The sequence below is a fragment of the Streptomyces sp. NPDC060064 genome, from assembly GCF_042736455.1.
GTDB lineage: Bacteria > Actinomycetota > Actinomycetes > Streptomycetales > Streptomycetaceae > Streptomyces.
Genome location: NZ_JBHWWF010000006.1, coordinates 1 through 12,751 on the forward strand (window position 1 = coordinate 1; position 12,751 = coordinate 12,751).

The following is a 12,751-nucleotide window of genomic DNA, read 5'->3' on the forward strand; positions in this document are numbered from 1 at the left end:
GGGCCGATGGCGTACTGCCATCGGCCCGGAGCCGTTGTCATACCAGGGGAGCGCTCTGACCTGCGCCTACAGCACCGGCAGGTTCTTGCGCAGCTCGAAGGCCGTGACCTCGCTGCGGTACTCCTCCCACTCCTGCTTCTTGTTCCGCAGGAAGAAGTCGAAGACATGCTCGCCCAGCGTCTCGGCGACCAGCTCGCTGCGCTCCATCAGCGCGATCGCCTCGCCGAGGTTCTGCGGCAGCGGCTCGATGCCCATCGCCCTGCGCTCCGCGTCGGAGAGCGCCCACACGTCGTCGTCCGCGCCGGCCGGGAGTTCGTAGCCCTCCTCGATGCCCTTGAGACCCGCCGCCAGCAGGACCGCGTACGTCAGATAGGGGTTCGCGCCCGAGTCGATGGAGCGGACCTCGACACGGGCCGAGCCGGTCTTGCCCGGCTTGTACATCGGGACGCGGATCAGGGCCGAGCGGTTGTTGTGGCCCCAGCAGATGTACGAGGGGGCCTCGCCGCCCGCGCCCGCGCTGCGGGCCGAGCCGCCCCAGATGCGCTTGTAGGAGTTCACCCACTGGTTGGTCACGGCCGAGATCTCCGCCGCGTGCTTGAGCAGGCCCGCGATGAAGGAGCGGCCGACCTTCGAGAGCTGGTACTCCGAGCCCGACTCGTAGAAGGCGTTCCGGTCGCCCTCGAAGAGGGAGAGGTGGGTGTGCATGCCGGAGCCCGGGTACTCGCTGAACGGCTTCGGCATGAACGTCGCCTGCACGCCCTGCTCCAGCGCGACCTGCTTCATGACCAGGCGGAAGGTCATGACGTTGTCCGCGGTGGACAGCGCGTCCGCGTACCGCAGGTCGATCTCCTGCTGGCCCGGCGCGCCCTCGTGGTGGCTGAACTCCACCGAGATGCCCATGGATTCGAGCATGGTGATCGCCTGCCGGCGGAAGTCCATGCCGACGTTCTGCGGGGTGTGGTCGAAGTAGCCGGAGTTGTCCGCGGGGGTGGGGCGGGTGCCGTCGAGCGGCTTGCTCTTCAGCAGGAAGAACTCGATCTCCGGGTGGGTGTAGAAGGTGAAGCCCAGGTCGGAGGTCTTGGCGAGGATGCGCTTCAGTACGAAGCGGGGGTCGGCGAAGGACGGGGAACCGTCCGGCATCAGGATGTCGCAGAACATCCGCGCCGTGCCGGGCGCCTCGGCGCGCCACGGCAGGATCTGGAAGGTGCTCGGATCCGGCTTGGCGATCATGTCGGACTCGTAGACCCGCGCGAAGCCCTCGATCGCGGAGCCGTCGAAGCCGATGCCCTCGTCAAAGGCCTGCTCGAGCTCGGCGGGCGCCACCGCGACCGACTTCAGGAAGCCGAGCACATCGGTGAACCACAGGCGCACGAAGCGGATGTCGCGCTCCTCGAGCGTACGGAGCACGAATTCCTGCTGCTTATCCATTTCCACCCATCCTTGCTGGTCAAGCCGCCTGCTCCGCACGAGCATGCCATCCAAGAGTTTCAGGCGCGTTGCGGACCGCGTCCACTGCCCGCGCCGCCGGTGCCCGCTGTACCGGCCGTACCGGCTGTACCGGCAGTGCCCATTGTGGGTCAGGACGTACCCGGAGACGACCCTGAGGCCCCCTTCGCTCCTTCCTCACTCCCTCCCCGCCACTTCCCGGGAGGCGGGGGATGGCTGTTATCAGCCCCATATGAGGTGCGTAGCACCGCTGCCTACTACCATCTGCGGCCATGGGGGGTTCCCGGCTCAACCACATCGCGCGCACCGCGCGTCCCATGGCACTGCTGACTGCCGTGACGACGCTCCTCAGCGCGCTCTTCATCTGTCTGAGCCCGTCGGCCCCCGCCCCGCACCACACCGCCCGGCCGGACGTCCCGACCGCGTACACCTGCCCGTACGAAGACGGCGCCTGCGGTCTGCTGCCGCTGGTCAGCCCGGCCGTGCTCACCGCGCCGCCGCTGGACTCCCCGCTCGAGGCCGGCGCACAGCCCCCGCATCTCGACCTGCCGGCTCCCACCGGCCGGCTGCCCCGCTCCGGGGCGCTCGCGCGCGCCCCGGACCTTCACGTTCTTCAAGTGCTGCGGACGTAACAGGTCCCGCCTCCCCCAGCCCCTTGATCACTGCAGACTTCACGAAGGACGACAACCACCATGGCTTCCCGCAATAACGACCGCCGGGCCCGGATAGAAGAGATGCGCCGCGCCGAGCAGAGCCGCGAGCGCCGTAATCGCATCATCACGATCGGCGTCAGCGCTGTCGTCGTCGCCGGTCTCGTCGGCTTCGGCGTCTTCGCGCTCAACAAGGAGTCGGACAAGAAGGAGCAGAAGGTCGCCGACGCCAAGGCTCCCATCACCGGCGAAAAGTCCTGGAGCGCGAAGAAGCTCGGCCGCACCCATGTCACCAAGACGGTCACCTACCCGATGAAGCCGCCGGTCGGCGGCAACCACAACCAGGTGTGGATGAACTGCAACGGTGACGTCTACAAGGAGCCGATCCCGGACATGAACGCCGTGCACTCGCTGGAGCACGGCGCGGTCTGGGTGACGTACAACGACAAGGCTCCCGCTGCCGATGTGACCAAGCTCGGCGAGAAGGTCAAGAAGACCCCGTACACGCTGATGAGCCCGGTCAAGGACCAGTCCGGTGCGATCATGCTCAGCGCCTGGGGCAAGCAGGTCACCGTCGACAGTGCCGACGACCCGCGCGTGAACCAGTTCTTCACCAAGTACGTCCAGGGCACGCAGACCCCCGAGCCCGGCGCGGCGTGCACCAACGGTCTGGGCGCCAAGTGACGGGTATGACCCGTACGCACTGGGCGGCCATCACGGCGGTCGTGCTCGCGCTGCTCTTCGCGGGGGCCGCCACGGTGGCCTCCGCGGGCGGCAGCGGCAATGACGGCACCACGTCCCGTACGCCGTCGGCGGCTTCGGCGGACGCCGGCTTCGCGCGCGACATGTCGGTCCATCATCAGCAGGCGGTGGAGATGTCCTTCATCGTCCGGGACCGTACGAAGGACGACGAGGTGCGCCGCCTCGCGTACGACATCGCCAACACTCAGGCCAACCAGCGCGGGATGATGCTGGGCTGGCTGGATCTGTGGGGGCTGCCGAAGGTCTCCACGGACAGCGAGCCGATGGCGTGGATGATGCCGGACATGAAAGGCGGTCACGCCGCGCACTCCGGGCATCAGGCCAAGGACGGCTCGCTGATGCCGGGCATGGCGACCAATACCGACCTGGGGCGGCTCGGCAAGGCCAGTGGCAGGCAGGCCGAGATCGAATATCTCCAGCTGATGATCATCCACCACAACGGCGGCATCTCGATGGCCGAAGGCTGTGTGAAGCTCTGCACGGTCGATACGGAGCGGGATCTCGCCCAGGGCATGGTGGACGCCCAGCGCTCGGAGGTCGGCCTGATGGTCGATCTGTTGCACAAGCGGGGCGCCGAGGTCCGTACCTGAGGACCTGAAGATCCCGGTGCCGGGGTCTGAAGATCCCGGTGTCGGGGTCTGAAGATCCCGGTGCCGAGGCCTGAGGGCCCCGGCCGCGCTCAGCCGTCCGTCCCGGTCAGCCGCCAGGCGATCCGGGGCGGACGGACGGCGGCGCAGAGCGGCATGCCCTGCCCGTCCGTCAGCCCGAGGCCGGTCTCCACGATGCCGCCGGCCAGAGCCTCTTCCGGCAGGTCCGCGAGGAGGACCTTGGCCCGGCGGAACATCGCGAAGTTGCCGTCCGGCGGCAGCTCACCCCAGGTCAGATAGATGAAGCGCTCGCCACGACGCCCCTGGACGTACGGGCCGCGGAAGTCGGCCGTTCCGTCGGGCGCGGTGACGGTCTCGACGGGGATCTCGAATACCGCGTCGGCCGCGTCGGCGGACACCAGCTGGTCGGGATCCCTGCCGCGCTGGGTGCCCACATGGATGTGTCGGTATTCGCCGCAGGCGCTGCCGGGCAGCTCATGTCCCGTGATGCGCAGGGTCAGCCGTGCCATGTCAGAGGGCCCCTTTCACCGGACCGAGCGGGTCTACGCGAGCGGCTGGGACGCCGAACCGGAGCCGTCCCGGGTGGCCCGCACGGCCCGCCCGGCTCGCCCGACCCGCGAACCGTAGCTGTCCAGGATCGTCCGGGCCACCGCCTCCGGACGGTCCAGCATCATCAGATGGCCCGCCGGTTCGACCGCCTCGAAGCGGCCGCCGAGCCGCCGGGCCAGTGCGCGCTGCCGCTCCACCCAGCGCGCCCCGCGGGCCGTCGCCCCGGCCGTCGCGGCGAGGACGGTGACCGGGACGTCCGGCATGGCGTGGCGCTCGCGCAGGGCGAGGAGTTCGGCGGCGACGGCGCGGTAGTGAGTGTTCTCCAGCAGAGCACCCTGCAGCACCCGGGAGGTGGCGTAGCAGCGGCGTACGAGATCGGCGGGGGCCGGGTCGCCGCCGCCGGTGCGGGAGAGGCGGACCATGGCGCGGCGGGTGAGCGGTCCGAGGGCCGCGGGCATTCCGGCGGCGGCGAGCGCGGTGCCGAGCGTACGGGCGGCGGCGGTGCGCAGTGCGGGTGCGGCGGGCACGCGCGCGTGCTCCTCGACGCTGGAGTCGACGAGGACAACGGCCGCGGTACGGGCGGGGTGGAGGCGGGCGAAGGTCTCGGCATGGAACCCGGCGATCGAGTGCCCGACGACGGTGGCGGGCCCGTCCTGGCCGGGGCCGTCCAGGCCGAGGGCGTCGAGGACGCCCGCGATGCGATGAGCCTCCCCGGCGGCGGAGGGCGGTACGGCGGCCGGGCCGCTCAGCCCGTGTCCGGGCCGGTCGAAACGGACGACGGTGCGGTGCGGTGCGAGCAGCGGCACGACCGGGTCCCAGTCGAACCAGCTCATCGCGAGGCCCGCGCTCAGTACGCAGACCGGGCCGCTGCCTTCGACGACCACGTGGTGCGGTACGCCTCCCACTCGTACAAAGGTCACCGTCGCTCCTTCGCCCCCTCCCGCGCCAGGGACAGCGCGAGCACCGTCGCCAGCCTGCCACGAAGACCATGTGGAGCCATTACCCGCCCCCGTGACCAGGTGCGGCGGCCTGCCTGGAAGGTGGCGTCGGCGGAGGGTCCGGACGATGGCGAGCACTCCCGGCGGGGCGACGCAGACACTTCCGGACATTATGGGCTAATAGTTGGAGGCGAGAGGGCGGGTCGCACGTTGACGCATACCGGGTGGGGGTAGCGTGCGGGCCATGGCGATCGGTCGGCGTGCGCGGTTCGGGCAGCCGCTGCTGTTCGTGGCGCTGCTGTTCGGGATCGCCACGATGCACACGGCGGGCCGCCCGGTGCCGGTGCACGGTGACGTTGCGCATAAGCACACGGCCCCGTCCGCGCGGCAGGAGCACACGGTCCCGGCCTCGGCGGTGGGGCACACCCTCTCGTCCTCGGCGGTGGACATGACGCTCCCTGGGGGCCAACACGCCGCCGGTCCGGTGAGCCTGCAGAACGCCGGACCGGACTTCCCGGGCATAGGCATGGACCTGATGACGCTGTGCCTCGCCGCGCTGGACACCTTCACCTTCGTCCTGCTGACGGCAGGGCTGCTGCGGACCGACCCCGTCGCTCTGCTCGCGGCCTGGCACGCCCGGATACTCCGTGCGCTGTGGCCCAACCCGCCTCTCCGCAAGACCCTCCTCGCCAGGCTGTCGGTGCTGCGGATCTAGAAATGCGCCCGGCTGCCTGGGAACCTCCGCGCTCCGAGCGGTGTACCAGAAGCAGCAGACGCGCCCATCTGCCACGCATCACCACACACCACGAGGTGCACAGTCATGCGCGCTCACCACACGCGCCGCGCCGTGCTCGGCGCAGCAATCGCCGCCGCCGGCACGGGAGTTCTGGCCGCCTGCTCCGACTCGTCGGGCACCGGCCACGGATCGACGAACCACGGCGGCAGCCCTCCGAAGGCGACGCCCAAGGCGACACCGCAGGCCTATGTCGCCCCCGACGGCCCGGAGGGCTTTGTCTCCGCCGACGGCCCGGATGTCATCGGGCGCGAGGAGGCACGGGACTCCGGTCCTGTCCGCACCTTCAAGCTGACCGCCACGGCCACCCCGCTGGAGCTGGGCGGCGGCCGGACGGTCAGGACGTGGGCGTACGGGGACCGGCTGCCGGGCAAGGAGGTCCGGCTCAAGGCCGGTGAGATCCTCTCGCTCTCCCTCGCCAACCACCTGCCGCAGGACACCTCGCTGCACTGCCACGGCATCTCGATGCGCAACGACATGGACGGGGTGCCGGGTGTGACGCAGCAGCCGATCCGCCCGGGCGCGGAGTTCACCTACCGCTTCAAGGTCTCCCACCCGGGGACGTACTGGTTCCATCCGCACTCGGGTGTGCAGCTGGACCGCGGTATGTACGCCCCGCTGATCGTGGAGGACCCGAATGAGCCGATGTCGTACGACAAGGAGTGGGTCGTCCTCCTGGACGACTGGGTGGACGGGGTCGACGGCTCCACACCGGAGGCGGTCCTCGCAGAGCTGAACCACGGCAGGGCCGGACACTCGGGCGAGCACATGATGTCCATGGCACCCCCGGCCGGGAAGGCGAAAGGCCCGTCGCGGGTCAAGAGAGGCGCGACCAGCAAGCTGCTCGGCGGCGAAGGGGGCGATGTCGCCTACCCGTACTACCTGATCAACGGGCGGATGCCGGACGACCCCGCGCAGTTCACCGCCAAGCCCGGCGACCGCATCCGGCTGCGCATCATCAACGCCGGCGGCGAGACGGCCTTCCGGGTGGCGCTCGGCGGCCACAAGCTGACGGTCACCCACACCGACGGCTTCCCCGTCCGCCCCACCAAGACCGATTCCCTGCTCGTGGGCATGGGCGAGCGGTACGACGTGCTGGTCACCGCCGGGGACGGGGTCTTTCCGCTCACCGCGCTCGCCGAGGGAAAGAAGGCCTCGTCGATGGCCGTGCTGCGCACCGGCCGCGGGGCGCTCCCCGCGCCGTCCGTGCGTCCGGCGGAGCTGAACCGGAAGGTGCTGTCGTCGGCCGCCCACCTCGAACCCGACGAGTCGGTGGCCCTGACCCGGCGCAGACCGGACCGGATCATGAGGATCAAACTGACCGGTGGCATGAAGAAGTACGACTGGGCCTTCGACGAGAAGCCCTACTCCCCGGACCGCCTCTATCCGGTCCGCGCCCACGAGCGGGTCCGCATGGTGTTCATCAACACCACGGAGATGTGGCATCCCATCCATCTGCACGGCCACACCTTCGCCCTGGCGGGCATCAACGGGTCCGGCGCCCGCAAGGACACGACGGCGGTCCTGCCGCACCGCAAAGTGACCGTGGACTTCGACGCCGACAACCCGGGCCTGTGGATGCTGCACTGCCACAACATCTACCACTCGGAGTCCGGGATGATGACGACCGTCGCCTACCGCGCGTAGCCCTGGGGGGAGGGGCGGGGCCCCCGAACCCCCGCCCCGGGGACCTGGCTCGCCGGGATTCGGTCCCCCGGACACTCTCGCCGGTGGGCATGGGGTGGCACTCACCACACGACGGAGACATCGCGTCAGAGAGACGATTACACTGGGCCGCGTGCCTCAACTACGCCTCGCTCTGAATCAGATCGACTCGACCGTCGGCGATCTCGCCGGCAACGCCGAGGCGGTCGTGCACTGGACCCGGCACTCCGCCGAGCAGGGGGCGCATCTCGTCGCCTTCCCCGAGATGGTGCTGACCGGCTATCCCGTCGAGGACCTGGCCCTGCGGTCGTCGTTCGTCGAAGCGTCCCGGGCCGCCCTGCGCGCGCTCGCCGTACGCCTGGACGACGAAGGCTTCGGCGAGCTGCCGGTCATCGTCGGCTACCTCGACCGTTCCGAGCGGGCCCAGCCCCGCTACGGCCAGCCCGCCGGGTCGCCGCAGAACGCAGCCGCCGTGCTGCACCGCGGTGAGGTGGTGCTCAGCTTCGCCAAGCACCATCTGCCCAACTACGGCGTCTTCGACGAGTTCCGCTACTTCGTGCCCGGCGACACCATGCCGGTGATCCGCGTGCACGGCGTCGACGTGGCGCTCGCGATCTGCGAGGACCTCTGGCAGGACGGTGGCCGTGTCCCGGCCACCCGGTCCGCCGGCGCCGGGCTGCTGGTGTCCGTCAACGCCTCGCCGTACGAGCAGAACAAGGACGACACCCGGCTCGAGCTGGTGCGCAAGCGCGCCCAGGAGGCCGGGTGCACCACCGCGTATCTCGCCATGATCGGCGGGCAGGACGAGCTGGTCTTCGACGGCGACTCGATCGTCGTCGACGCGGACGGCGAAGTCGTCGCCCGCGCCCCGCAGTTCGCGGAGGGCTGCGTCGTCCTCGATCTGGAGCTGCCGGCCGCCGGGGACGTACCTGCGGGCGTGGTCGACGACGGGCTGCGGATCGAGCATGTCGTGCTCTCCGAGGAGCCGCTGCCGGCGTACGAGGCGGAGCTCGCCGGCGGTTACGCCGACCGGCTCGACGACGACGAGGAGGTGTACTCCGCGCTGGTCGTGGGCCTGCGCGCGTACGCGGCCAAGAACGGCTTCCGGTCCGTGCTGATCGGGCTCTCCGGCGGTATCGACTCCGCGCTGGTGGCGGCGATCGCCTGCGACGCCCTCGGCGCGCAGAACGTGTACGGCATCTCCATGCCGTCCAAGTACTCCTCGGACCACTCCAAGGGTGACGCGGCCGAGCTGGCCCGCCGCACCGGGCTCAACTTCCGCACCGTACCGATCGGGCCGATGTTCGACGCGTACATGGACGCGCTCCAGCTGACCGGTCTCGCCGAGGAGAACCTCCAGTCGCGGCTGCGCGGCACGACACTGATGGCCGTCTCCAACCAGGAGGGCCACATCGTGCTCGCGCCGGGCAACAAGTCCGAGCTGGCGGTGGGCTATTCGACGCTGTACGGCGATTCGGTCGGCGCGTACGGGCCGATCAAGGACGTCTACAAGACGACGGTCTTCCGGCTCGCGAAGTGGCGGAACCGGGCGGCGGAGGAGCGCGGGCAGACCCCGCCGATCCCCGAGGCCTCCATCACCAAGCCGCCGAGCGCGGAGCTGCGCCCCGGCCAGGTCGACACCGACTCGCTGCCGGACTACGACGTACTGGACCGGATCCTGGAGCTGTACGTCGACCGGGACCAGGGCAAGGACGCGATCGTCGCGGCCGGCTTCGACGAGGAGCTGGTGGCGAAGACACTGCGGATGGTGGACACGGCGGAGTACAAGCGGCGCCAGTACCCGCCGGGCACCAAGATCTCGGCGAAGGGCTTCGGCAAGGACCGGCGGCTGCCGATCACGAACCGCTGGCGGGAGACGACGAGCGGCTGAGTCCCGGCTCCGCGGTACGGGGGCTTCCTGCGGCGATCACGCGGGAGGCCCCCTTTGTCGTGGCCCGCCCGTCCAGGCCGTCCAGGCCGTCCAGGCCGTCCAGGCTCTCCAAGCCGTCCCGGCCGCCCCGGCCGCCCCGGTCGAGGAAGCCTGCCGTCACCGCGATCGCCAGGCCGGCGGCGGCGAGGACCGCACCGACGACGGCCGGTGAGGTCCAGCCCCAGCCCGCCGCGATGGCCGCGCCGCCGAGCCAGGCGCCGCCCGCGTTGGCGAGGTTGAACGCCGAGTGGTTCGAGGCGGAGGCGAGCGTCGGCGCGTCCTGTGCCTTCTTCATGACCAGCATCTGCAGCGGTGTGGTCGTCATGAAGCCGACCGCGCCCAGCACCACCACCGCGGCCAGGGCCGCCCACTGGATGTGCACGGTGAAGCGGAAGGCGACCAGCACCAGCGCGAGGGCGGCCAGCGAGCCGTACAGCGTGGGGCGCAGCGCCCGGTCGGTCAGCGGTCCCGCGGCCAGCGCGCCGAGCGTCATGCCGATGCCGAAGAGCGCGAGGACCAGCGTCACCGAGGACTCGCCGAAGCCCATCACCTCGGTCGTCATGGAGGCGAGGTAGGAGTACACCGCGAAGACGCCGGCGAAGCCGAAGACCGCGGTGAGCAGTCCGAGCAGCACCTGCCGGTTGCCCAGTGCGCGCAGCTCGCGGCCCACGCTCTGGTGCGCGTCGACGGGTACGTACGGAACGAGGCGGGCGAGCGCGGCCATCGCGACCAGGCCGATCACGGTGACGACCAGGAAGGTGGCCCGCCAGCCGAGGTTCTGGCCGAGCAGGGTGGCCGCCGGTACGCCGACGATATTGGCGACCGTGAGGCCGAGGAACATCGTCGCCACGGCCCGCGCCTGCCGCCCGTCCGCGACCAGCCGCGCGGCGACGACCGCGCCGACGCCGAAGAACGCGCCGTGCGGCAGCCCGGCGAGCACGCGACCGGCGATCAGCCAGCCGAAGCCGGGCGCGAGGGCAGAGGCGAGGTTGCCGACGACGAAGAGCGCCATCAGCAGCAGGAGCATCCGCTTGCGCGGTATGCGGGAGCCGAGGGCGGTGAGCAGCGGTGCGCCGATGACGACGCCGATCGCGTACGCGGAGACGAGGTAACCCGCCGTGGGGACAGAGGTGTTGAGGTCGTCCGCGACATTGGGCAGCAGGCCCATCATCACGAACTCGGTGGTGCCGATACCGAAGGCGGAGACGGCGAGCGCGAGCAGCGCGAGCGGCATGGAGTGCCCTTCCGAGGTTAGTTCTCCTTCTGAACAAATGCTCGCACGCGGATTGTTCCGCCCGGTGAACGGGTGGTTGCCGTCACACAACTGGGGGCTCCGCCCCAGACCCCCGCGCCTCGAACGCCGACGAGGACGGATCCGAGGGGGAGGTCACATCTTTATGCGCGCCGCGATCGGCAAGTGGTCGCTGTCGGTCTGCGGCAGCGTCCAGGAGGAGACCGGCTCGACACCCTTCACCATGATCTGGTCGATGCGCGCCATCGGGAACGCCGCGGGCCAGCTGAAGCCGAAGCCGTCGCCCGCCGCGCCCTGGGTGGAGCGCATCTGGGAAGTGACCGCGTTCAGCGAGCGGTCGTTCATCGTGCCGTTGAGGTCGCCGAGCAGCACGACCTTGCGGTGCTGCTCGTGGGCGATCGCCTCGCCGAGCGCGTCCGCGCTGTTGTCCCGCTGGTTGGCGGTGAAGCCGGAGTTGAGCTTGACGCGTACGGACGGCATATGGGCCACATACACCGCGACCTCTCCCTCGGGCGTCGTCACCGTGGAGCGCATGGCGCGGGTCCAGCCCAGCCGGATGTTGACGGGCTGTGTGTCGCTCATCGGGTACTTGCTCCACAGCCCGACGGTGCCCTGCACCGAGTGGTACTTGTACGTCCCGGCCAAGGCCTCTTCATACGTGGAGACCTGACCGGCCGGCAGCTCCTGCAGCGCGAGTACGTCCGCGCCCGAGGCGGCGACGTCCTTGGCCGTGCCCTGCGGGTCCGGGTTGTCGGCGTTGACGTTGTGCGTGGCGACGGTCAGATCGCCGCCGCCGCCCGACTTCTCGGTGTGCAGCCCGCCGAAGAGATTGAGCCAGACGACGGCCGGCACCAGCAGGGCGATCAGCGCGGTGGCCGAGCGCCGCAGCAGCGCCACGACGAGGATCACCGGGATGAAGATCCCCAGCCATGGCAGAAACGTCTCGGTGAGGCTGCCCAGGTTGCCGATCCGGTTCGGGATCTGCGCGTGGAAGCTCATCAGCAGGGCGAGGAGTACGGCGACGGCCGCGAGAGCGATACCGCGCCGCCAGATGCCGGGGTCGCCGCGCCAGCGGTCGAGCAGGCTCCGGACCCGGGATCCGGTAGGCCGGTTCACCGGGCCGCCGTTCCCGGTCTCCGTCATTTCCGCCTGCGCCATGGAGCTGTCCTCACTGCCTTGCCGTCACGCCGTCCTCGCCGTTGACCCTAGGGGATGACGGGTGATTTCCCTGCCGTCGCCGGACGGCCGTACTGCCTCGATGACGACAGGGCGGCGCGCGGGGTTCCGGTCCACGGCCCGGGCAGGGACGCTGTGACAGAACCCGCACACTTCGGACCGGGCGGAAAAGTGGCTGTTCAGCGGGGCGGGCGCACACCTTCCAGCACCGCGTCGACGAGCCGCTCCGCGCTGCCCTCGCCGGGCGTCCCGTCCGGCCGCAGCACGGTCCGTACCAGCATCGGGCCGACAAAGAGATCGCCGAGCAGCTCGAAGTCGAGGTCGGCCCGGATCTCGCCGTTCGCGATCCCGCGCCGCAGCACCTCGTCCATCAACTGCCGGCGCGGGAGTACCGAGGTGCGGTGGTACATGTCCCACAGCTTGGGATAACTCTGCATCTGCGCGAAGACGTTGTGCAGCAGGGCCGAGGAGCGTTTGGCCAGGCCGCGCTGCCGCAGCATCTCGATCATCGCGACCAGATCGTCGCGGACCGAGGTGCCGGGCAGCGGCGGGTCCACCGGTTGCATCGAGCGGACGACATCGACGAACAGGGCCTCCTTGCCCTCCCAGCGGCGGTAGATGGTGGCCTTGCCGACGCCGGCGGTGCGTGCGATGCGCTCTATGGAGAGTTCCGAGAGGGGTACGCCCTCTTCGAGGAGATGCACCACGGCCTCGACGATCGAACGCTCGACGGCCTCGCTGCGGGGCCGCCCGCGCCGCGCCGCGGCGGAGGCGGAGGCGGAGGCGGAAGAGGAAGAGGAGGAGGCGGCGGGGCTGGCCGGCCCGGGCCCCGATACGGAGGCGGACGCCGCGCCGGAGACGCCCGGCTCCGGGGCCACCCCGGACGCCGAAGCCGCTGCGGCAGACCCCGCGTCGCGGGGCGTGCTGTCACGGCGGGCGGCGGGACCGGCATTGCGGCCGCGGTTGTCCTGGTGGTCGCTCA

The 12,751-nt window shown here is 70.5% G+C and carries 12 protein-coding genes; 6 read left to right on the forward strand and 6 right to left on the reverse strand.

Translation table 11 applies throughout. The features are described from left to right. Window positions 1–66 precede the first annotated feature (66 nt). Window positions 67–1,428 carry a glutamine synthetase family protein gene (locus ACFWDI_RS09550; protein ID WP_327323208.1) on the reverse strand — a complete coding sequence of 454 codons (1,362 nt, stop codon included), beginning with the start codon at window positions 1,426–1,428 and terminating at the stop codon, window positions 67–69. A 290-nt stretch (window positions 1,429–1,718) separates the two neighbouring features. Here ACFWDI_RS09550 and ACFWDI_RS09555 point away from each other — a divergent pair, with 290 nt between their 5' ends. Genes ACFWDI_RS09555 through ACFWDI_RS09565 form a run of 3 tightly spaced genes read left to right on the forward strand, consistent with a single transcriptional unit; the run spans window position 1,719 to window position 3,448 of the window. Further along, window positions 1,719–2,078: a hypothetical protein gene (locus tag ACFWDI_RS09555; protein WP_385302482.1), complete on the forward strand. Its 360-nt coding sequence runs from the start codon at window positions 1,719–1,721 to the stop codon at window positions 2,076–2,078. 60 nt (window positions 2,079–2,138) lie between these two features. After that, entirely contained in the window at window positions 2,139–2,780 is a 642-nt protein-coding gene (locus ACFWDI_RS09560; RefSeq protein ID WP_385302484.1) for a DUF3105 domain-containing protein, read from the forward strand. Between the two features lie 5 nt (window positions 2,781–2,785). Beyond that, on the forward strand, window positions 2,786–3,448 hold the full coding sequence (locus ACFWDI_RS09565; protein WP_385302485.1) for a DUF305 domain-containing protein: 663 nt from the start codon (window positions 2,786–2,788) through the stop codon (window positions 3,446–3,448). 89 nt (window positions 3,449–3,537) lie between these two features. Here the strand turns inward: ACFWDI_RS09565 and ACFWDI_RS09570 are convergent, their stop codons facing one another. Beyond that, complete coding sequence (locus ACFWDI_RS09570) at window positions 3,538–3,975, reverse strand: DUF5990 family protein (RefSeq protein ID WP_385302487.1); 438 nt, start codon at window positions 3,973–3,975, stop codon at window positions 3,538–3,540. A 33-nt stretch (window positions 3,976–4,008) separates the two neighbouring features. After that, complete coding sequence (locus tag ACFWDI_RS09575) at window positions 4,009–4,935, reverse strand: alpha/beta fold hydrolase (RefSeq protein WP_385302489.1); 927 nt, start codon at window positions 4,933–4,935, stop codon at window positions 4,009–4,011. Between the two features lie 262 nt (window positions 4,936–5,197). Here ACFWDI_RS09575 and ACFWDI_RS09580 point away from each other — a divergent pair, with 262 nt between their 5' ends. The 3 genes from ACFWDI_RS09580 (at window position 5,198) to ACFWDI_RS09590 (ending at window position 9,302) form a co-directional block, all read left to right on the forward strand. Next, entirely contained in the window at window positions 5,198–5,668 is a 471-nt protein-coding gene (locus tag ACFWDI_RS09580) for a hypothetical protein (RefSeq protein ID WP_385302491.1), read from the forward strand. A gap of 105 nt (window positions 5,669–5,773) precedes the next feature. Continuing rightward, window positions 5,774–7,393 carry a multicopper oxidase family protein gene (locus ACFWDI_RS09585; protein ID WP_385302493.1) on the forward strand — a complete coding sequence of 540 codons (1,620 nt, stop codon included), beginning with the start codon at window positions 5,774–5,776 and terminating at the stop codon, window positions 7,391–7,393. Between the two features lie 151 nt (window positions 7,394–7,544). Then, window positions 7,545–9,302 (forward strand): NAD+ synthase, encoded by a 1,758-nt coding sequence (locus tag ACFWDI_RS09590; protein WP_385302495.1) that lies wholly within the window; start codon window positions 7,545–7,547, stop codon window positions 9,300–9,302. Here ACFWDI_RS09590 and ACFWDI_RS09595 read toward each other — a convergent pair. The 3 genes from ACFWDI_RS09595 to ACFWDI_RS09605 form a co-directional block, all read right to left on the reverse strand. Then, window positions 9,268–10,575 (reverse strand): MFS transporter, encoded by a 1,308-nt coding sequence (locus ACFWDI_RS09595; RefSeq protein WP_385302498.1) that lies wholly within the window; start codon window positions 10,573–10,575, stop codon window positions 9,268–9,270. The genes ACFWDI_RS09590 and ACFWDI_RS09595 overlap by 35 nt on opposite strands. A gap of 153 nt (window positions 10,576–10,728) precedes the next feature. Then, entirely contained in the window at window positions 10,729–11,751 is a 1,023-nt protein-coding gene (locus ACFWDI_RS09600) for an endonuclease/exonuclease/phosphatase family protein (protein WP_385302500.1), read from the reverse strand. Between the two features lie 197 nt (window positions 11,752–11,948). Further along, on the reverse strand, window positions 11,949–12,647 hold the full coding sequence (locus tag ACFWDI_RS09605; RefSeq protein WP_385302883.1) for a TetR/AcrR family transcriptional regulator: 699 nt from the start codon (window positions 12,645–12,647) through the stop codon (window positions 11,949–11,951). Window positions 12,648–12,751: the final 104 nt, after the last annotated feature.

Bases quoted from the DNA above. Each gene is read 5' to 3' on its own strand.
- ACFWDI_RS09555 (WP_385302482.1), top strand. From the start codon at position 1,719: ATGGGGGGTTCCCGGCTCAACCACATCGCGCGCACCGCGCGTCCCATG.
- ACFWDI_RS09550 (WP_327323208.1), bottom strand. From the start codon at position 1,428: ATGGATAAGCAGCAGGAATTCGTGCTCCGTACGCTCGAGGAGCGCGAC.
- ACFWDI_RS09565 (WP_385302485.1), top strand. From the start codon at position 2,786: ATGACCCGTACGCACTGGGCGGCCATCACGGCGGTCGTGCTCGCGCTG.
- ACFWDI_RS09595 (WP_385302498.1), bottom strand. From the start codon at position 10,575: ATGCCGCTCGCGCTGCTCGCGCTCGCCGTCTCCGCCTTCGGTATCGGC.
- ACFWDI_RS09580 (WP_385302491.1), top strand. From the start codon at position 5,198: ATGGCGATCGGTCGGCGTGCGCGGTTCGGGCAGCCGCTGCTGTTCGTG.
- ACFWDI_RS09570 (WP_385302487.1), bottom strand. From the start codon at position 3,975: ATGGCACGGCTGACCCTGCGCATCACGGGACATGAGCTGCCCGGCAGC.
- ACFWDI_RS09560 (WP_385302484.1), top strand. From the start codon at position 2,139: ATGGCTTCCCGCAATAACGACCGCCGGGCCCGGATAGAAGAGATGCGC.
- ACFWDI_RS09585 (WP_385302493.1), top strand. From the start codon at position 5,774: ATGCGCGCTCACCACACGCGCCGCGCCGTGCTCGGCGCAGCAATCGCC.
- ACFWDI_RS09600 (WP_385302500.1), bottom strand. From the start codon at position 11,751: ATGGCGCAGGCGGAAATGACGGAGACCGGGAACGGCGGCCCGGTGAAC.